This window comes from Halobacteriovorax sp. HLS, from assembly GCF_004006665.1.
In the GTDB taxonomy this organism is placed as follows: Bacteria; Bdellovibrionota; Bacteriovoracia; order Bacteriovoracales; family Bacteriovoracaceae; genus Halobacteriovorax.
On the sequence record NZ_QOCL01000002.1, the window covers coordinates 80,154 to 100,217 of the forward strand.

The window sequence follows — 20,064 nt, forward strand, 5'->3', positions numbered from 1 at the left end:
CTATGCATTGATTTATCTTTACTCAAAATACGAGTGTTAGACCTTATACTGGATTATTGGGCCTATAGTCAAGACCAAAAAATGATCATTACGTATTTTCTTCAAATTTAATCAATTAAAATGTATATTATTTAGAGACTAGAAGAAGCCTATAGATAAGTGGAACCGTCCAAAACTTTCTTCGAGACCAGAAAGATGCTTCATCCTGTGAGTCTTGATCCCGTAATCAAAATCCAATGTTCCAACAGGTGTAACATACTTAAGCGTTAAACCTACAGAACTACGTAGATCTAACATATCGATATTATTAACAAACACGCGGCCGGCATCAAAGAATGGGCCGATTATCAATGAATCATTTACCGAATATCTCGCTTCAAACTTCAGATTAACAAAATAGGCCTTATCTCTTATAATAACGTCACCAATATCTCGACCGTCAGGCAAAATATTAATTTCATCCTCAGCATAACCTCTGACGAGGTCAACCCCATTTAATCTAAACACCTTAATAGATGGAATATAACCATCTGTTGTAATATTGCCATCTTCGTCATAAATTGGTTGGCCATTTTCATCAAATTTTTGATTTGAAGAAAAGTTTTGCTGAACACCAAAGCTTCCACTGAAAGCAAAGACGAAATTTTGAATTGGTACATATATTCTGTTTCTCGATACCAATTTATAATAATTAACAATAATAGACTCATTATTCATAGAGCCAAAGAAAGGATTAGCAAACTCGCTAGAAAGACTAAAGAAAGCACCTTTCGTTGGCTTAATCGGATCATCTCTAAAATCTAGCGAAAACCCTGGAGTGATACCACCAATATTAAAGTCATCATTATTAATCGCAGAACTAGCATCGTATTGATTAATTCTTTCCCATTGGTACTTTAACGAGGCCGAGAAGATTTTATTAAAACTCTTTGATAAACTTGGTGCGATTCTATACCTGTCAGCATCAAATTCATAATACCTCTTTCTTTCAACAGCTAAAGCTACATCTCCCTCCATCTGATCACCAAAGAGGAAAGGTGCAAAATAAGGCTCCGTCATATTTGCCCTAACATAATACTCTAGCATATCCTTTTGTTCACTTTGTCTTCTTGGATCGAAAGCTCTGTAGCTTGTTCTACGGTTTACCTGTGCTCTCAAAGACCCAACTCTATTCATTCCACCGATATTATTATAGTTAGTCCCTGCAGATAATTTATAACCAAGGTCTGTTCTATATCCTGGAGCAACATAAGCTTGACCAAAATCTTTTTCCTGAACTTGAATTAACAAGTTATAACCTTTATTACTTTTATCCCTTAGTGGCCTTATCTCAATTTTAGAAAAGAGGCCTAAAGAAGATAAACGATTTTTTAGATTCTGAACTGAAGAAGGTGTAAGGATATCTCCTTTTTGATATTTAATTTCTCTATCAAGAACAATTTTCTTTGTTTTTGAATAACCTGAGACTAACGAATTATTAAATGTTACAAGCTCACCGACTTCAACGCTTATATTTAAAGTCGCCCTGCTAAAACTCGGGTCATATTGAAGAACTTCAGAAGTTTCAAGTTTTTTAACCTCAGCAAAGAAATATCCTTTGTTCTTTAAATAAGTCGTAGTCTTTTCAATATCTTCATCTACTTTTAATACATTCAGAGGTTTCATCTTCTTGTTTATAAGTAACTTTCGAATTTCTTCTCTATATTTTAAAGGCACACCTTCTAAATTTAATTTTTCTATTATCACTTGCTGCTTTTCTTTGATTCGATACTCAATATCCACTCTTCTTTTGTTAGGAGAAAATACAACACGAGGCGCTGAAACATTAGCCTGAACATAACCATTTTCAAGATACTTGTTTTTCAATTTCACGCTAAAAGAGTTTATGTAGTTACGATCTAAAAATCCTCTTGAAATTAGAACTGAAGAGTCGTTGAAATAAAGTTTCTGAATTTCTTCTAAAGATATTTCACTATTTCCTACAAAAGAGAGCGAATTGATAACAATTTTATCCCCTTCAGTAATATTGAAGAAGTAATTTACAAAAGATTGACCGTACTTATCAGTTCCAATGTTCTTATAAACGCTTATCTTAGTATTGAAAACTCCTACATTATCATACATAGACTTTACGATATCTATAAGATCAGACTCCTTAAAGTAACCAAGATTAGACTTAACTCCTTCTTTGATCATATTAAGAACTTCTTGATGATTAAACATCTGATTTCCATGAAAGCTAAAACTATGTTTCTCCCCTAAATCTACCTCTAAATTTATTTGTACTTTATTCTTTTCAACAAAAACTACAGGCAAAATGGAAACAGTTGAGGAAAAGTAACCATCATTAAATAAGTCTGAAGAAAGCCTATCAACATCAAACTTGATATCAATTTTATTCCAAACTTTATTTTGAAATTTATTAAATCTTCTCTTTATAAGTTCCAACGATTCATCACTCGAAGTAGAAACGATTCGAACTTCATTAACTATAGAGTATTCTCCAGTATTAACTAACATATCAATTCGTACTCTAGAGTCTCTTTCGATAAGCTTTACATGAATACTTGCATTACTATAGCCTCTTTCAACAAAGTAATTTAAAACTTGTTCTTTAGCTTTTTCAAGTTCTGAAATTTTGTAAAAAGACCCTTCTCTAATACCGACAAGCCTTTCTAGTGTTTTAGTCTCAATATCTGTTGAGTGAATAATTTGAAACAAAGAAACTTTTTTATAGTATTCAACATTCAGACTTAGATTTTCATTATTAAATGCATAAGAAAAGCGAGCTATAGCAATATCAAAAAGCAATAAATTAAAATATTCCCTTGCATTACCTAGATTAAGGCCTTCATTAATTTTCTTTTTTACAATCCCTTCTAAGTCAGAACATTTTTGGGCGTCGCCAGAACAATTGAGAGTTAAACTCTTTACAGACTCCTCACCTTTTGCACTAGTTCCGAGAACTACAAAGGAAAATAAAATAAATATAAAGACTCTTAATATGACCATTGTATTTTAAAATCCACTCCAAATGATGTTGGCTCTTGATACTGCTCTTCATCACCATTATTAACTTCATATACTCCCTCAAGGGAAACATTCTTTAAGACATTATAATTGATATTCATCTCTTGCTTTTGTTCTGCTGAACCACCTACCGTACTAGAAAGAGAAAGATCGACATTACGACTTAACTTCTTTTCTAATTTAATTTTGGTTGCCGTCTTATACCTACTCGATCCAGTATCTGAGACCCCCGATTTTCCTTTTAATAATGAAGACTCGTCTTCTTGAAATTCTGGTAGCACACTTAACTTTAAACCAAGCTTCGAACTTAGTCCTTGATTTTTTAGTAATTGATCAAATAAAAGTGTTCCAATTCCTAGTGTTGTAGCTGATCGTAAGTCTTTTTCTTCAAGCTCGTCTGATATCTCAGAAGTAAAACCAAGTGTTAAAAGACTGAATATATCTTCTTGGTTTAAGAAAGGATCAGAAGACACAGAGAGCTGAGGATCATTGGCCATACCATAAAGATCTAAATTGATAGAATACTGGTTAATTCGGCTACTTCCATTAAAATTAAGTTCAGGAACAAGGCCTTTCTCTTCAGTAAAGGTTAGGCTTCCTTCTTTAATAATGAATTCGTTTCCTTTAAACAATAACTTTGAAAGTCCTGGCACAACTTCTACGATACCATTTAGCTCAGGCTTATATGGTTTCCCTCTAATTCTTCCATTCCCTACCAACCTAAGATCAGTAAGAAGGTTTCTGACTATTACAGGCTTGTCGAAATCTAACAGTATATCTAAATCAAAGTAATCGAAATTAGATTTATACTTATTCTCCGGAACATATTTTTCATGAACCTGATCTCCTTTAACACTAGGAGGGGAAAGGTCCTGCAGCTCATCGTTTATTGTTCCGTTTAAGACAGTTACACTTCCATTTAATAAGTAAGGAAACTTATTCCCCTCTAACTTCCCTTTTCCTGAAAGTAGAACACCACTTTTCTTAAAAAGCGGTAAATAACTATTCTTAAACTCAAAAGCTAAGTCTACCTCTGGATATGGTAGTACTAATTTTACGACACCATTACCATTTACATTTCCCTTACCAAAGAACCCTGAAAGTTCATTTAAGAAAATTGAATTCTCGTCAATGACTAAATTAAAGTTCATACCTGAAAATGAAGTAGGAACATTACTTAATTTTAAAAATATATTTTCACCACTTACACTTTGATCAAAGTCAAAGTTATTGATATTACCATAAATTCTTCCTTGCCCACTAAGGTAGCCTGTAGTTTTAGATATATTACGGCTAAACAGCTCCAAGAGAGATGCATCAACTTTGAACTTCTGCTCTAAAATTAACTCTTCTCCAAGGGAGCCTTTTCCCTCTATTTTGAAAAAATCACTTTCGTTACTTTTCAAACTGACTTGAACTTTATCCAAAGATCCATTCACGACATGTAAAAAAGCCTCTTCTCCATCTATAAATAGTTCTTTTGACCCTTTATTGAATTTAAACTCAGACATTTTCATACTTACTGAAGAGTTTTTTAAATCAAAAACAGAAAAAGAGGAAGATATATTAGATTTTAAAAATCCCGAGATATCTTTTGTTTCCATATTATGATTTGAAAGAATACCAACCAACTCTCTTATATCTTTAAAATTAATAAAGGAATTAAAGTAAGACTTCTGCGTAGTATTTTTGTCAAAGTTTAAATACATATTATAAGTGGCCCTATCTCCTAATAAATTACCACTAGAAAAAACTTCTTTAGAATTATTATAAATAGTTAAAAGTGACTCTGGCACTTGAACATTTCCCAAAAAACTATTTGTAAACTTTAAATGAGAACGTGTTGAGAAATCATCTAAAGTTCCTTTCCCATAAAACTCGCCTGAAACCTCACTTGCATAACCTAAATCTAAAAAACGATAAACTTCTAAATCCTCTAAGTGACCATTAAATAGTTTTGCATCATATTCAAAGTACTGACTTTTTAAATTCATATTAAACTTACCAACAGCTTCTGCAGATCCGTGTCTTAGTTTAATTTGATCAAAGGTTAGTAGATTGTTTGCATAATTAAAATTAAATGAAAGAGATTCTGATTTCTCTCTAAGTATTTGAAGATCAACCCCCTCAACAAGACCATAGACGATTAGGTCATCAGGGTTAATACCACCGCTAATTTTCACCTGTGCCTTATAAGAATAAGATAAATATGGTACATGCAAGAATGACAAATCTTTTAAGATTGGCTTTAAGATATAAAGGGAACTTTTTAAATCTGAATAGAGCATATTTACAGAGATATTCAACTTATCTCTCTTAAAATCTAAATATCCATCGGCAAGGTACCTTGAACCTTTTGCAACACCCTTTCCATTCTTAATAGTGAGAACTAACTCTTCGAGATCCAAAGTTAACTGACTTTTAAAGTTCTCTAAGTTGTACCCCAGAATTTCAGCATTCTTTAAATCAACATCAAAGTCAAAGTTTACATCATCTGTAATACCCTTAATTACCATATCGAATGGGCCGCTTCCTTTAAGCTGAAGCCCTGATATTGGTCCTAACTCTTCAAAGTCGATAAACGAATCACTTACATCAACATCAATTCGTTCAGAAGAAAGTAAAGCTGTTGCACGGATCTTTGTGCTCTCCCCTGTAGCGAGATCGAAATCTAAACTTACTCCTTCATTAAGAATCTTCACAACTCCAGAGTTAATTTTTATATATTTGTTTTCAAGGATAGGCGTTGTCTTAGGTAGTGCTAATTTGAAAGATTCAAATTTTGCTCCTTCATAAATGGAAAAAGTTACATCCTTTCCATCCCACAAGATATCAACATTACCTGTAGCACGGCCTTTTAATATATCTAAAGAATCTCGAAGTGCGAATAACATCGAATTTGTGTGTAAGTTCTTAATTTTGGCATTAAGTGTATTTCTAAGAAGTTCTTTTGTCTTTAAATTAAAAACACCGACTCTGTTAAATAATTCAGCTGAACCATTATTATGCTCTACATATGTATTTTCAATACTAAGTATGGAGTCCTTAACATCAAAGCGAGTAAATAGGCTATCTACATTTGCATACTCTGACTTTAAATCTACAATTCGTATAGAACCGTCTACACTCTTTACCTCATTTAGATTGGTTACAACATCTGCCTTAACTTCATAAACACCACTAATATTTAACTTACTTAGTTCAATATTATTCTTAACATACTCATTTTTCTCAATTAAACCGCGCAAGTAAACAGAACCAGCAAAATCTATATTTCGAAGAGGTTTAAAAATTAAAGCACCATCAAGAGACAGTTTCTGTGTATCTTTCCACAGCTCACTATTCTTGATCAGTAGTTTTTTAGAATTCAAATGAAAATCAAGAGATAAGAAATCAAACTTTCTGTAATTATTGTCAGGAACTAAAACTTCTGAAACTTCTAAATTATGAGCTTTTATATTAGTCTCTAAAACGTTCTTATAAAGTGTTGCATCTAAATATTCAAAGTAACCACTGGCCAGTTTAGAGTATACCGTTGACCTTTTAAGATGAACTCCTTTAATACTGACAGGAAGGTCTTCAGTTAAAATATTTTTAATTAATGGAAATATACTAGAGTACTCAATAGAATCTTTACTATTTGTATTAGGTTTATTTAATTTAAAGTTTATTTTGGCGTCTTCAAAACCAACTTGATCAATAGATAGTTTACTACTAAAGAAATCACTAATACCAAAAGCTAATGATAAACCACCAGCTACAATATCTATCTCATATACACTTCTTTCTTTGTTTCTTGCTTTGACATTTTTCAACGATGTAGTTGGAGGAAACATTTCAATTTCAATATGAGAAAAAGTTATATCAAAATCTGTTTGCGAAGAAATTGTTTCATTAACTTCTTTGGCCAATATTTTACCAAAATATTCAGACTGAATAAAACTCCACGTGGCCATTACAAAGAAAGACATAAAGATAGAAAAAATTATTAAAATTCTATTTAATTTATTCAATCTCTTTTAACCTGTCTGATACCATCCGATAATTCTTATTAATCTTAAACACCTTAGAGTAAACTTTAAGAGCTTCCCTTTTATTTCCAAGCATTCTCAAAACTTCAGCCTTAAGATACCAGAAGTTTATTTTTTCTTTTTGAGTTAATGGCTCTTGCTCGAGAAACTCTTCAATTTCATTAAGAGCACCATATAAATTTTTTGACATTATTAGTGTTTCGCACTTTAGATAAACCAATTCAACCTTAAACTTTATGGAGATATCTTCACTATCTATGAGAAGAATATTAATGAGTTTAATTGAAACCTTATAAAACCCTAGTGTGTTAAATGTGTAAATGAGATTATTGTAATTTTTCGTCAAGAATTCTTTTTGGGATAATTCGATAAACTTTTTGCTTACCCTCTCAAGATGATCTATTTCTTGAGAATTGGATATTTCTTCAGAAGAATATCTTCCAAGTTCTTTAAATAACTGTTCTTGAATTTCAGTTATACTTTTTTTGTATGTTTTTAATTTCGACCCAAGCTTTCCATGCTCTCTCTCTCCTAGTTCTTTAACAAGAGAGTGCTCTTCATCTAACTCACGCAACTGTTTTAAAAGCTTTGTAACACCAGCTAAATCATCTTGATTATTTAGGAGTTGGATTTGATTAACAAGCCTCTGAATAGTTAACTCTTTTTCTTTTCCATCACTCGCAAATAAGTCCTCTCCTAGGTCTATTTGCTCAAAGTCAGCTCTTTCGACTCTCGGAATATTTTTTATATCATTTTCGCTCCAGCCAAAAGTATCCTTGGATTCTTTGGTCAGTAATGAGAAGCTCGCTTGCGCCAATGGCATATTTCCAAAAACTTTACAATAATGTAGTAAGTATTTTAGAACATACGCTGTCTCACTATCAACGATTAGCAATTCGTAAATGCCTTTTAGAAATTCTTTTGCTTCTTCGATATTATAAAATTTTGAATTGCTGATAACTTTTTCTTTAACAGCAAAGGTTTGTTTTCTCCATATATCATTAGAGAAATCAACAGCACTTTTGCTATATGATAATGGTGATGAGCCTTCTTGAAGAGATCTTTCATATAGCTTTTTAAAATAGTCTATATTAAAAAGACCATAGTTAATTTCCATTCTCTCTTTGTCTGTAAGCAAATCTTCAAGTCCTTCTCTTTCTAGATTCTCAACCTCTTCGAGAAGAAGTGAGTATGACTTATATTTTAAAAATTCAGATTTAATAGAAGAAAAAAGGTTTTCTAACTTTTCTAGTTTACCTAGTGAAAGATATATTCTTTTTGCATTTTTATATATGTGTATTTTTTGATTTTTTGAAAGCTTACAAAGAGTATCTTCAAGAAATTTAATTCTTTTAAAGTTTTGCTCTAAAGACTTTTCTAGATACAAGTCTCTAAGTGAAAATTGAAGATCAGGCTGACACTGAAAAATTGTTTCCAACAACTCGCAATGTTGCGACGTGCTTAAAAAATTCGAATTAAGAAACTCTTCAATTAATCTAAGAGCTTCTCGAAACTTATTTTCATTATATGCTAAATCAATTTTTTCAATTAAATCATTCATAGTAAAATCTTGAGTTAAATAATCTTCTATTCAAATGAATACAATTACTTAACTCTTATTTTACTTCAATTTCTTAACTAAAAAATCGGTAGCGTAATTATTGCCCCTAAAGTCCTCATCAGAAATAATCATTAAATGAAGGTCTCTATTAGTTTTAATTCCTTCGATAACTGTTTCTTTTAACGCTCTAGTCATTCTATTTAGACATTCTTCTCTATCGGAGCCTGTAACAATGATTTTTGCTAACATAGAATCGTAAAAAGGAGAGACATTATATCCACTATAGATAAAGTCATCCACTCTAACACCTAGACCTGCAGGCCTATGATAATGAATAATTTGCCCTGGGCTAGGTGCAAAAGTCTTTGGGTCTTCAGCATTTAGACGACACTCAATGGAATGGCCGACAAATTTAATATCTTCTTGAGAATATTTTAGTTTCTCACCAGAAGCAGCAATAATTTGTTGAGCAATTAAGTCAACACCTGTTCTCTGTTCAGTAACAGGGTGTTCAACTTGAATTCGTGTATTCATCTCCATAAAGTAGAACTTATCTTCATCTTGATCGTATAGATACTCAACAGTTCCTACAGAGTCATAGTTTACATATTTAGCAAGCTCTACAGCAGAGTTACATATCTCTTCTCTTCTTTCTTCACTTAAAACTGGACATGGAGATTCTTCTACTACTTTTTGAAATCTTCTTTGAACAGTACAATCTCTCTCACCTAAGTGAAGAACTGTCCCATGCTTATCAGACATTATTTGAACTTCAACGTGCCTAGGGTTTGTTACAAACTTCTCAATAAATAAAGTATCATCACCAAAACCTGCCTTAGCCTCTGTTTTCAATCTAGATATAGTTACAAGCAGATCATCAATTTTTTCAATTTTTTGCATCCCACGGCCACCACCACCAGCAGAAGCTTTAACTAGAACAGGAAGACCCATTTCATTAACATTTTTGAGAATTTCCTCATCGGATCTTCCATTAACGGCAATTGGCTTCAAGACAGGAACACCAGCTTTTTCCGCTATTTCTTTGGAAATAATTTTATCACCCATTTTCTCAATGCATTCAATATTAGGGCCTATAAAAGTTAATCCCCACTTTTCACACATTTGAGCAAATTCTTTGTTCTCAGACAAGAATCCAAACCCAGGATGAATTGCATCTGCACCAGTTATTTCTGCAGCAGAAAGAATACTAGGAATATTTAAATAGCTTAAAGTTGGCTTTGCCGGACCTATACAAACAGATTCATCTGCAAGTTTAACGTGCAAAGAATTCTCATCTGCTGTCGAATGAACAGCAACTGTTTCTATTCCAAGCTCTCTACATGTTCGAGCAATTCTTATTGCAATTTCGCCTCTATTTGCAATAAGTATTTTTTTGAATTTCATAATCTATTCCGTTATTACGGTTTAATTCTAAAAAGAACTTGTCCGAACTCTACATAAGTTTCATTTTCAACACAAATTTCTACAATTTCACCAGATATATCTGATTCAATTTCATTCATGATTTTCATTGCTTCCACAATACATAAAACCTTTCCACTCGAAACCTTATCTCCAACTTTTACATATGCTGAAGCGTCTGGTGAAGGAGTTCTGTAAAACGTTCCTACAAATGGGCATGTTACATCTACCAAACCTTCCGTAGATTTTGCAGCTGCAACTACTGGCGCACTGGCAACAGGTTGAGCAATAGGCGCAACAGTCTGAACTGATTGAGCACCAGACACTGGAAAAGATATTGAAAACTTCTTTTCATCTTTTTGATATTTTAACTCACTTGCTCCAGCTTTTTTCGCTATAGCAATAAAATCTTCTAATTCTTTAAAGTCCATTTTTAAGTCCTATGCTTTGGCCCTTTCTATATAGTCGCCAGTTCTTGTATCTATTTTTATAATTTCCCCTTCTTTCATAAAAAGAGGAACCTTTACCTGAAGCCCTGTTTCCATTATTGCTACCTTGGTTCCACCTTGAGCAGTATCACCTTTTAAGCCTGGATCAGTTTCTTTAATTTTTAAAACAACAAAGTTTGGAAGATCAATTGCAATCGGCTGCCCTTTGTAAAAAAGTAGATCAAGAGTTATTCCTTCTTGAAGATAACCAGCAGAGTCTCCAACTTGGTCAGTTGTCACATGAATTGTTTCATATGTAGTCTGATCCATAAAATTAAAACCGTCATTATCTCCGTACATATATTCAACAACTTTAAGATCTATATCTGGCTCGTACACTCCTGTTCCAACACCTGATTTAAATGTTCTATCAAAAACAGCACCAGTTTCTAAATTCTTTAACTTACAAATAGTAAATGCAGATCCCTTACCTGGGTTGGTAAAGTCTGCTTTAATGATTTGATATGGTTTATCATCAAGCTCAATCATTACTCTTTTTTTAAGCTCTGTTGTTTGTAGTTCGCGTCCCATAAATATCAATCCTCTTTATTTCACTAGCTGTGAAAGTATTCCTATTAAATATGCCTTATGTCTAAGCCCCTCCATTATGATAGTAGAGCTTTTAGCAGTCAACTTCGTCTGACGGTATGCGTCTCTTAGGTGAGTATTACTAAGATGTACTTCAATAACAGGTATTTCTAACATTTTCAAAGAATCTAATATTGCTACTGAAGTATGTGAATATGCAGCAGGATTTATTAGGAGTGCGTCATAGTCTAGATTTAACAGAGACTGAATCTTTCCTACAATTTCGCCTTCAATATTAGATTGAAACCAGGTCGTCTCTACATCTGTAAAACCTAATTCTTTTAAAGAATTTTCTGTATACAACTCAATATCTGAAAGAGACTTATCTCCATAAACAGAAGGTTCTCGCGTACCTAGCAAGTTTAAATTAGGGCCATTTATAACCATAAATTTTTTGACCATGTGATACCTTGATATTTGTTCAACTATTCAAATAGAATAATGCGTCAAAATACCAACCTATCAGTTTTTTGTAAAGATTTTTTACTTGGTTTTACTTAGAGAGAACCTCTAGTGCCCTGGCCGAAAGTGCTTTATGAAAGGACCATAGTTTATCTTCGAGTAGTTTATTTACCTGCTTGTCTGACCCATGCGAAGGTATCGTCTCTTCGTTAGTTATAACTTCTTCAGCAGCTGAGTTAAATTTACTATCAAATAAATTCATTAACTCATTTCTACCATTTGTTTCGTCTTGCTGAGTAGTTACTTCTTTAACCGTCTCAATAGGAAGATCTTCTTCATCTTCATCAAAGTAGGACTCACTAAGAACTCGCTCCACTTCTTGAAGCTTAAGTTTTGTTTTTATATCCGTTGGGTTTAACTCTAATATCTTCTCTAGAAGAGATTTAGCTTTATCCAAATAGCCCTGATTACAATAAAGATCAACTAAAGTGTGTGTTATTACTGCCGAATCAACTTTCTTTTGCTCTGGGACTTTACTCACTCTTTCAGCAACTTTAAATTCTCGAACCTCTTCTTCAGCTGATTGATCTTTGAGTGTTATCTTTGTGTTCATTGACCAATCATTTAGATCTTCAGGCTCATCAGTCGATTCTTGCTTTAAATCGAACTTAACCCACTCATCAATTTCAGAAACCTTTTCAGGAGTACTACTCATTGAATCTACATCGAAGAGAATTTCTTTTTCTTCATCTGACTCATCATCATGAAAGCTAAATTTTAAAGGACCAAACTTAGCGTTTTCTTTTTCTAATCGTTGAACCTTTTCGGCCGCATCAACATCTTTTGGATTAACAAATAGCAAGTATTTTAGATATTCGAGGGCCTCATCATACTTTTTTAAATCTAGACAGATGTCGCTGAAAAGCTTCAGCATTCTGATATTATCTCGATTCGAGTCAACCAAAGGCTTTAGAATGTCGTACGCTTTCTTATGCTCGCCATTATCGTAATGACAAAAAGCTAAGCCAAGATGACCCAAAACATATTCTGGATTATATTTTATTCCTTGGGCCAGAGTATCAATGGCCTGACCAAGTAATCCATTTTTCCTATAATATTCGGCTAACGGCGCAAAGACTCTAGAAGAAGGATCCTTCTCTAGAGTCATTAAATACTTTTCTAATATTTGATTACTTTGTGCCATATTTTACGACTGGTCAATAATTCCAGCTTCTTCCTGGTTTACAATTCTAGGTGTTAAGAAAATTAACAACTCTTGTTTTATTGTTTCTGGTGCATACGGAGTTCTAAACAACCAACCAACTAATGGAATCTCTTTCAAAAATGGTACACCAGAATGAGCTTCTCTTTTTTCATAATTGTATACACCACCAATGACAATTGTCGAACCATTATCAACAAGAACATTCGTTTTAACTCTTCTTTCTTGTTTATCTGGTGGTGCTGCTGCTGATGGTCTTGTACCAAATTGCTGCTTCATAAGGTCTAATTCAAGGGAGATAGACCCTTCATTCGTCACTTGAGGTGTAACTTCAAGAATCAGAGATGCTTCTGCTTCTTCAAAAGTTGTCTCATTTGTATTTGCATCTGTTGAAACTGACTTAGAAAAACTTGTCGTTTGCTTTGTTGAAATTACTGCTTTCTTTTTATTTTGTGTTATCACTTTTGGACTTGCTACAATTTTACCTTTTGATTCAGTCTCGAGTAGCTGAAGCGAAAAATTTAAATTTAATAAACGATTAAACCTAGAAACAGTTAGACCAAAAATACTTCGTGCACTATCTCCAGTGGATGGTGCCGAACTAAATGTAAAACCAGGCCCTGCATTAGTTCCAGCAGTTGGATCATTACCAATTACTGAAGGAGGTGCATCACCAATTTGTCCAACAGGATCATAACCAAAGTTTAAACCATTTTGAAGACCAATTTCTTTCTTATAACTTTCATTAACTTCTACAATCTTTGACTCTATTAGAACTTGTGGTGTTTGAGTGTCTAAGACGCCTACTATTTTCCGAATTCTCTCAATGGTATCTGCAGTATCTTTTACAATTAAAGAGTTCGTACGAACATCTTCATTAAGTTTTCCTCTTTCAGTAATATAACCTTCTAAAATTTTTATAAGATCCTGGGTTGTTGCATAACTTATCGGAAAAACTTTCGTTAAAAGTGGTACCTCTTTTTCTTTTAGCTTTTTAGCTTTAAATTCTTGCTCTTGCTCTTGTGCGGCTTTTTCATAAGTTGTTACCATTAAAATTACACCGTTTTTCTTTGCGACGAGTTTATTCAAACCTAATATCGTATCAAGTGCCTGATCCCAAGGTATATTTGTTAAGTTCAATGATAACGGAGCCAACTTTTTAATGTCATCAGTAATAATGATATTGAAGCCTGATGCATCCGCAATCATATTTAAAATATCTGCAACAGGAAGATCCTTGATATTAAAAGTAATCTTCTTTCCAATGTACTTCTTTCTACCTGACAACGTTAGGTTTTCAAGAATATCAGAAACGCTGTCTGACTTTGGAATACTTAACTTACCAATTTCTTTAATATCTTCAGTTACTTTTTCCTCATATGTTTTATTTTCTTCAATCGTTCTTTGAGAAAAGACACCAAATCGACTTTCAACTTCTAAGATAATTTTATTAGGCTCTCTCTTTAATATGCTTCGAACATTGTCCCTAAGCTGAATTGCAATTCTAAGATCTTCTGGATTCGATGACTTCCTGTACGCAGATACAAAAACGATACTTCCACTAAATTCAGATGTATCAAAGGCCCTAATTACTCTGTCCGTTGCCTGAACGCCCTTCAAATCGATGATTATTTGCTTGTCTTCAGTTACATGAAACTTCTTTGCTTGAGCATCATTAACATCAAAAACTAGCTCTAATTGAGCAACTTCTTCTTTAATTTTGTAATCAATTTTTTCAAGAGTTGCGGCCCATATATTTGTTATGCCCGCACACATTAAGGTAAGTAAAAGCTTATTAAGAAAACTTCTAATATTCATTGCAACCTCGTCCTAAGGTAAATAGTTTCCATCATGAAACTGTAAATTACTTAAATTATAGCATAAGAATTAAAATGGTTGACAACTTTTTTTAGTCGCTAGATACAGGAATTATAGTTTCAAGATATTCATCTTGATCATAAACATTACGAATTTTCTCAACTAATACGATTCCACCAGGAAGAATTGCTTTAATCTCAGCATTGTTCTCACCTAGTTTCATACCCTCTTTTAGAATATAAGATTCTTCCCCAAGTTTTCCTTGGTCATTTATGGTTTTGGCCACAGCTCGTCTTTCATTTCCAATAAGAATACCGGTTATTTTTATTTTATCGATCGGTGTCGCATCTATTGTAGGAATATTACTAAATACAGAGCGTGTTCCAGGATAGTCTTTTTTTCCTCTGCTTCTTCTACGCAGTTCTCTTTTAAATGGATCACGTAACTCTAGCGGATTCTTAACACTGGTTTGATTATCTTTGATAAGCTTAGGCGCTTTGGCATTTACAGAAAAAGTAAAACCTATAACTATGAACGTAATTAGAATAGTTTTTTGAATCATCTTTATCTCTTCTTTCTACGTTTACGTGGCTTTACTACTTTTTTCTTTGTTTTATTTTTAAATTCATTTTCAATCGCTTGGATACCACGGTCTTCTTTATAATTTTCATTATAGCGGTATGTTTCAATTATAACATCACCATTAATTATCTGAAACCTTCCTCTTTGCTTTTTTTGAACATTTTCTAAAAAGAGTCTTTTTACATTAAGAATCGTCGATTCAGCACCGATCTTTTCCATCAAAAGAAGAAATTGTAGATATGTACCAGAGGCCTTAAAATTATATCTCTTTGCCATATAGAAACCTTTATCTATTTCGTCTAAAGGTGTCAGATAAATATTCTTTATATTAATTTGTTCGGCAATATTTTTTATATTTGAAAGGTTCTTAGTATCATCAATTGTATTTGGGAGCTTCTTCTGAAGATTCTCTATTTCTTTTGCGACAAGTTCAATTCTTCCCTTTGCAGCTTCAACATCTTTCAAGTAGCTATTCAATTGCTTTTTTTCTTTCTTGGCCTTTCTTATCTTGTTTTGAATGACAGGAACTTGAGCAAGCTCAGATTCAATTTTTTCATTATTTTCTAACCAATGCGTATAAACACCAAAAGCTATGTAAATGAAGATAAAATAATGTATTTTACTAATTAATAACTTCATCTATTGTTGCCAAGGGTCGAACTTATCAATTCTTCCAGAAATTGTGAATTCTTGTATTCTGTAATTAGAGCCTGGCTCCTCTTCAACAGTTTTAGACTCACTAAGGTTTAGAGGTTGGTCAAAAAACCCTGCACTATTTGCGTTAGAAATGAACTCACCAATGCTTGAGTAGAGTACACCTCCACCTTTAATAACAATTGTTTTATCTTCTTCAATTAGAAATGAATCAAACCAAATATCTTTTGGAACTCTTCTAGCAAGTTTCTCCATTAGAAGCCCAGGATTTCTTTTCTCTTGAAGTATTAAATCAACTTGCACACTTCTCTTTTGAAGCTTAGCAACCTGCTTATTAAAAGCTTCAAGTCTGTCTTTAATATCCTTATTTCCTTTCAGTTCTTTATTTAATTTTGAATATTGGCTTCGTAATTGTACAAGCTCTTCAGTAACTTTTTCGAAGTCAGCCTTCCAAGTAGGATAAATAAACCATTCTGGGACAAAACTAAGCATCATAACAAAAGCTAAAGCTTTTAGATTTAAATCAGCAAAATCTATACCGAGAACAACAGGCATTTTAAATGGGGCTTTCTGCTCTAGCAGATTTACCTTAATCATTTAATCTAACCTCATCGCTAATCCTAATACGGCAGCGCCTCTATAGGCGATTTCATTTAACTGCTCTTCTTTTATATTTTTCTTGTCATAATCAATCGCTTCAAAAGGATTCATTATACTAACACTAATACCTAGTAGGGCCTCTAGACCTTCAATAAGTCCTGGAATTAAACAACTCCCACCTGTTAAGACACATTCTACAAACGACTCATCAGAAGTAGAGCTTATATAGAAATCTATCGTCTTTTTAATTTCACTAAAGAAATTTTCAACAACGTCATCAATAATCTCGAGAATCTCTTCAGGTAAATTCCCATTTTCATCCCCATTACATTTCAAGTCTTCAGCTTCGTAATAGTTAACACCCATTTGTCTCTGAATTTCTTCAGTTATCATAACTCCACCAATATCAATCTCTTTGGTGAACATAATCTTATGATTCTTATAAATGACAAATTCTGTTTTCTGGGCACCTAAGTCGATAAGTATCCATGACTGACTTCCATCCTCAAGCTTTTCATCGTAAACAACTTCAAAAACATTCGTAATGGCAAGAACCCCAAGGTCTATTACCTTTGGAATCAAATCAATACTCTCATAAAGTGCTTTATAACTATCTACGGTTTCACCTTTGGCAGCAGCAACAATAACATCAACACCACCACCTTCATTTTCACCAACTATGTGAAAAGAAACTTTAGATGTCTCTACACTGAAAGGAATGTACTGCTCAACTTCCCATGAAACTTGATCTTCAATCTCTTCATAAGAACCTCCTGCAAGCTGAAGCTTTCTAGCAACTGTATTAGGCCCTGATAGAGATATTGCAACATTAGAACAACTAGAGCCAGACTTCTCTATAGCTTTTAATATCGCTTCTTTGAGCTCATCCTCTTTCTGGATATCATCTTCGATAATAGTTCCCTCAGGAAGTGGCTCAGAAGCATAGGCCACAAGAGTAAACCCGGCCTCAGCGCTACCAGTCATCTGAGCAACCTTGACACTACTTAAACCGATATCCACGCCAATAATACCCTTGGAGCCAACCTTCAGGCTGCTCTTAATTTTATTTAACGCGTTAGTAATAGCTTTTTTTGTGTCCAATTTTTATCCCTATAGGAAAAGTATAATATTAATTATAGCTTATTAAAACTATTGATTTCAAGGTATTACTGCACATGCTAAGAACTTAAATACTCCAGATAGAAGAAAAACTCTTAAAGGCACTTGGAAAGAATATTTGAAACACCGCAACAATAATAATAAATGGTCCAAATGCTAGTCTCGATTTCCGACTCATTTTTCCAATAGACATCATAAAAAGACTAAAGATTGCACCAAAGAAACAGCTTAAAAAAATATTATTAATAATATTTACTGGCCCTAAAATTATTCCCAAAGCAGCATATAGCTTAATATCGCCACCGCCTAATCCTACTTCTCCTTTAAGTTTGTAGAATACATAAGTAACAAAATATGGGAAAGCGAATCCCACTAAAAGCCCAAATCCAATATACTCAAGAGATCTAAAATACAAAGAATGGACCAAAAATAATGAAGCCAAGTAAATATTGATAGAATTTGGTAAGATTTTATGTTGAATATCAATTACAAAGTGGCACAACAGAGCACAAAAAACGCTAAAGTAAAAAAAGTACAGCATCAGGTTATAAGAGCTTAAAACTGTCGGAGCAAGAATAACTGAAACCATACCTACAAATAACTCGACTGAAGGATATAAGATGCTGTAACTGGTCTTACAATTTGAACATTTTCCTCTTAAGAAAATATAACTTACTACAGGTATATTTTCATACCAAGAAATTGTCTTTTTACAACTTGTGCAATGAGATCTTGGAACGGCAATATTAATACCTCTAGGGACTCGGTAAATTACAGCGTTTAAAAAACTACCAACGAGAAGTCCAAAAACAAGAAATATAGCAATTAATATTAATTCAGGATTCAATCGAAACTCTTTTTATCAAAAATAAACATTGATACAACTAATAACATTAAACAATAAAAAATTCCGTATAGAAGCCCATATGATAGGTAGTTATCAGGAAGTGATTTTTCATAAAGTAGAAAATTCTTAATATTAAGCTTTGATAAGTCAGGTAAAGTATATTTTCCAATATTAGAGATAAACCTTATAAACTCATTGTTTTTTGTAAAAGATAAATCATGTACTTTTGAGATGGCATGCCCACATATAAAAACTGTAATCGTATTTATAATAGAGATTGCCTGATTGGTAACCATTGAAAAAAGAATAACCACAAGAAGAACGATAGAGCTTTCAATATAGGTAAATAAGAAATTCCAAAGCAAAAGATTAGAATACTGTCCTCCTAAATAAAAAAAGAGTAACAGTGTAACGCTCATAAGAATCAAAATATTAACAAAGAGAATCCCTAACAATCCAAGAACTCTTCCAGTTAAGAATTCTTTTCTTGATATAGGTCTTGAAAGAATCATATAAAGTGTTCGATTTTCGACTTCTTTAATCAGAAGACTTGAACCCATAAAGATTGCAATTGCGATACTAGATATTGTTGTTACTCCTAATCCGAAATCTATTGCAACCCTCGATGGAACACCATAAGTAAACTCAGTTGCGACATAGGAAACTCCGAGTAAGGCCAAACTTAACATTAGAACATTCATGAGAATTTTACTCTTGTATAGCTCTAAGAAAGTGAATCTCGCGATAACCCATACTTTGAAGTTATATTTCATATATAACCTCTTCTAAAGTTACATGACTCTTTCTTATTTCATCTATAGAAATGGAGTTTTTTACTAAGTTATTAACTAAATTATCTTTTTCATCAGGACCGACAGTTAAGCGTATTTTCTCACCAAGTGTTTCATAATCTAAAGTTTCTACGAAATCATTAATACTCTTACTATCAATGAAAATATAGAACTTTTCATCTGTGTTTTCAGAGATCAGCCTTTCTATACTCCCCTCGTACGTAAGCTGTCCTTTATTAAGAACAACTGTCTTTGTACATATTTCTTCAATATCTGAAACAATATGACTCGAGAAAAAAACAGTCTTCCCTTTTTTGTTAAGAGCAACCAAATGATCTTTTATTTCTTTTCTTCCAACAGGATCAAGTCCACTAAGAGGTTCATCCAGAATAATTAAATCTGGGTCATGAATAAGAGTTGCGACAAACCCCAGTCTCTGCAACATTCCCTTGGAATATCCTCGTATATCTCGGTCCAGCGCATGATCTATTTTAAACTCTCTAGATAGCAATTCTGTTCTTTCTCGAATGATCCTCTTATCCAATTCAGAAATTATTGCAACATATTCAATAAACTCTCTTCCTTTTAAATATGGATAAAAGTACGGTCTTTCTGGCAAAAAACCTATTTTCTTAAAAATTTCTTTTTTACTCTTTCCAAGCTTAGGATCGAATACAATTTCTCCTTTATCACATGGTATAAAACCCATAATAATTTTCAAAAGAGTGGTCTTTCCTGCACCATTAGCACCTAAAAAGCCAACAATTTCACCTTCATTTATATCAAAGCTAACTTTGTCTAAGGCATTGAAGCTCTTGCTCCAAAAGTCTTGCTTAAATGATTTAGTAATATCTTTAACTTTCAACATTTGCTTTTTCGTTTTAAACTAAATGCATGAATAAAATCAGC

16 protein-coding genes are annotated in these 20,064 nt (G+C 33.0%); all 16 read right to left on the bottom strand.

The features are described 5' to 3' along the window. Positions 1-138 precede the first annotated feature (138 nt). A complete protein-coding gene (locus tag DPQ89_RS03410; RefSeq protein ID WP_127715210.1) occupies positions 139-3,012 on the bottom strand; it encodes an outer membrane protein assembly factor in 2,874 nt (957 codons plus the stop codon). Continuing rightward, positions 3,000-7,043 (bottom strand): translocation/assembly module TamB domain-containing protein, encoded by a 4,044-nt coding sequence (locus DPQ89_RS03415; RefSeq protein ID WP_127715212.1) that lies wholly within the window; start codon positions 7,041-7,043, stop codon positions 3,000-3,002. Before DPQ89_RS03415 ends, DPQ89_RS03410 begins: the two co-directional genes overlap by 13 nt. Further along, positions 7,036-8,622, bottom strand: a complete 1,587-nt coding sequence (locus DPQ89_RS03420) for a hypothetical protein (protein ID WP_127715214.1) — start codon at positions 8,620-8,622, stop codon at positions 7,036-7,038. Before DPQ89_RS03420 ends, DPQ89_RS03415 begins: the two co-directional genes overlap by 8 nt. A 60-nt stretch (positions 8,623-8,682) precedes the next feature. Next, on the bottom strand, positions 8,683-10,026 hold the full coding sequence (accC, locus tag DPQ89_RS03425) for an acetyl-CoA carboxylase biotin carboxylase subunit (RefSeq protein ID WP_127715216.1): 1,344 nt from the start codon (positions 10,024-10,026) through the stop codon (positions 8,683-8,685). Between the two features lie 14 nt (positions 10,027-10,040). Beyond that, positions 10,041-10,475 carry an acetyl-CoA carboxylase biotin carboxyl carrier protein gene (accB, locus tag DPQ89_RS03430; RefSeq protein WP_127715218.1) on the bottom strand — a complete coding sequence of 145 codons (435 nt, stop codon included), beginning with the start codon at positions 10,473-10,475 and terminating at the stop codon, positions 10,041-10,043. A 9-nt stretch (positions 10,476-10,484) separates the two neighbouring features. Beyond that, complete coding sequence (gene efp, locus DPQ89_RS03435) at positions 10,485-11,063, bottom strand: elongation factor P (RefSeq protein ID WP_127715221.1); 579 nt, start codon at positions 11,061-11,063, stop codon at positions 10,485-10,487. A gap of 15 nt (positions 11,064-11,078) precedes the next feature. Next, on the bottom strand, positions 11,079-11,522 hold the full coding sequence (locus tag DPQ89_RS03440) for a type II 3-dehydroquinate dehydratase (protein ID WP_127715223.1): 444 nt from the start codon (positions 11,520-11,522) through the stop codon (positions 11,079-11,081). Between the two features lie 91 nt (positions 11,523-11,613). Further along, positions 11,614-12,726, bottom strand: coding sequence for a CDC27 family protein (locus DPQ89_RS03445; RefSeq protein WP_127715225.1), 1,113 nt, complete (start codon positions 12,724-12,726; stop codon positions 11,614-11,616). Positions 12,727-12,729: 3 nt separating this feature from the next. Next, on the bottom strand, positions 12,730-14,562 hold the full coding sequence (locus DPQ89_RS03450; RefSeq protein WP_127715227.1) for a type IV pilus secretin PilQ: 1,833 nt from the start codon (positions 14,560-14,562) through the stop codon (positions 12,730-12,732). A gap of 91 nt (positions 14,563-14,653) precedes the next feature. Beyond that, the gene (locus tag DPQ89_RS03455; RefSeq protein WP_127715229.1) at positions 14,654-15,124 is read right to left on the bottom strand and encodes a hypothetical protein; all 471 of its coding nucleotides are present in this window, start codon (positions 15,122-15,124) and stop codon (positions 14,654-14,656) included. A 2-nt stretch (positions 15,125-15,126) separates the two neighbouring features. Continuing rightward, positions 15,127-15,783 carry a type 4a pilus biogenesis protein PilO gene (gene pilO / locus DPQ89_RS03460; RefSeq protein WP_127715231.1) on the bottom strand — a complete coding sequence of 219 codons (657 nt, stop codon included), beginning with the start codon at positions 15,781-15,783 and terminating at the stop codon, positions 15,127-15,129. Next, positions 15,784-16,395, bottom strand: a complete 612-nt coding sequence (locus DPQ89_RS03465; protein ID WP_127715233.1) for a PilN domain-containing protein — start codon at positions 16,393-16,395, stop codon at positions 15,784-15,786. It abuts the gene before it with no gap. Continuing rightward, positions 16,396-17,499, bottom strand: coding sequence for a type IV pilus assembly protein PilM (pilM, locus tag DPQ89_RS03470; RefSeq protein ID WP_164848241.1), 1,104 nt, complete (start codon positions 17,497-17,499; stop codon positions 16,396-16,398). Positions 17,500-17,584: 85 nt separating this feature from the next. Beyond that, a complete protein-coding gene (locus DPQ89_RS03475) occupies positions 17,585-18,364 on the bottom strand; it encodes an A24 family peptidase (protein WP_127715238.1) in 780 nt (259 codons plus the stop codon). Further along, on the bottom strand, positions 18,361-19,137 hold the full coding sequence (locus tag DPQ89_RS03480) for an ABC transporter permease (protein ID WP_127715240.1): 777 nt from the start codon (positions 19,135-19,137) through the stop codon (positions 18,361-18,363). Before DPQ89_RS03480 ends, DPQ89_RS03475 begins: the two co-directional genes overlap by 4 nt. Beyond that, positions 19,127-20,023, bottom strand: a complete 897-nt coding sequence (locus tag DPQ89_RS03485) for an ABC transporter ATP-binding protein (protein WP_127715242.1) — start codon at positions 20,021-20,023, stop codon at positions 19,127-19,129. The genes DPQ89_RS03480 and DPQ89_RS03485 overlap by 11 nt, the downstream gene beginning before the upstream one ends. Between the last annotated feature and the right edge of the window lie 41 nt (positions 20,024-20,064).

Excerpts from the sequence above, each read along its gene's own strand:
- accC (WP_127715216.1), bottom strand. The coding sequence starts at position 10,026 with ATGAAATTCAAAAAAATACTTATTGCAAATAGAGGCGAAATTGCAATA.
- DPQ89_RS03420 (WP_127715214.1), bottom strand. The coding sequence starts at position 8,622 with ATGAATGATTTAATTGAAAAAATTGATTTAGCATATAATGAAAATAAG.
- DPQ89_RS03480 (WP_127715240.1), bottom strand. The coding sequence starts at position 19,137 with ATGAAATATAACTTCAAAGTATGGGTTATCGCGAGATTCACTTTCTTA.
- DPQ89_RS03455 (WP_127715229.1), bottom strand. The coding sequence starts at position 15,124 with ATGATTCAAAAAACTATTCTAATTACGTTCATAGTTATAGGTTTTACT.
- DPQ89_RS03410 (WP_127715210.1), bottom strand. The coding sequence starts at position 3,012 with ATGGTCATATTAAGAGTCTTTATATTTATTTTATTTTCCTTTGTAGTT.
- DPQ89_RS03450 (WP_127715227.1), bottom strand. The coding sequence starts at position 14,562 with ATGAATATTAGAAGTTTTCTTAATAAGCTTTTACTTACCTTAATGTGT.
- DPQ89_RS03485 (WP_127715242.1), bottom strand. The coding sequence starts at position 20,023 with ATGTTGAAAGTTAAAGATATTACTAAATCATTTAAGCAAGACTTTTGG.
- efp (WP_127715221.1), bottom strand. The coding sequence starts at position 11,063 with ATGGGACGCGAACTACAAACAACAGAGCTTAAAAAAAGAGTAATGATT.
- DPQ89_RS03465 (WP_127715233.1), bottom strand. The coding sequence starts at position 16,395 with ATGATTAAGGTAAATCTGCTAGAGCAGAAAGCCCCATTTAAAATGCCT.
- DPQ89_RS03440 (WP_127715223.1), bottom strand. The coding sequence starts at position 11,522 with ATGGTCAAAAAATTTATGGTTATAAATGGCCCTAATTTAAACTTGCTA.
- DPQ89_RS03445 (WP_127715225.1), bottom strand. The coding sequence starts at position 12,726 with ATGGCACAAAGTAATCAAATATTAGAAAAGTATTTAATGACTCTAGAG.
- accB (WP_127715218.1), bottom strand. The coding sequence starts at position 10,475 with ATGGACTTTAAAGAATTAGAAGATTTTATTGCTATAGCGAAAAAAGCT.
- pilO (WP_127715231.1), bottom strand. The coding sequence starts at position 15,783 with ATGAAGTTATTAATTAGTAAAATACATTATTTTATCTTCATTTACATA.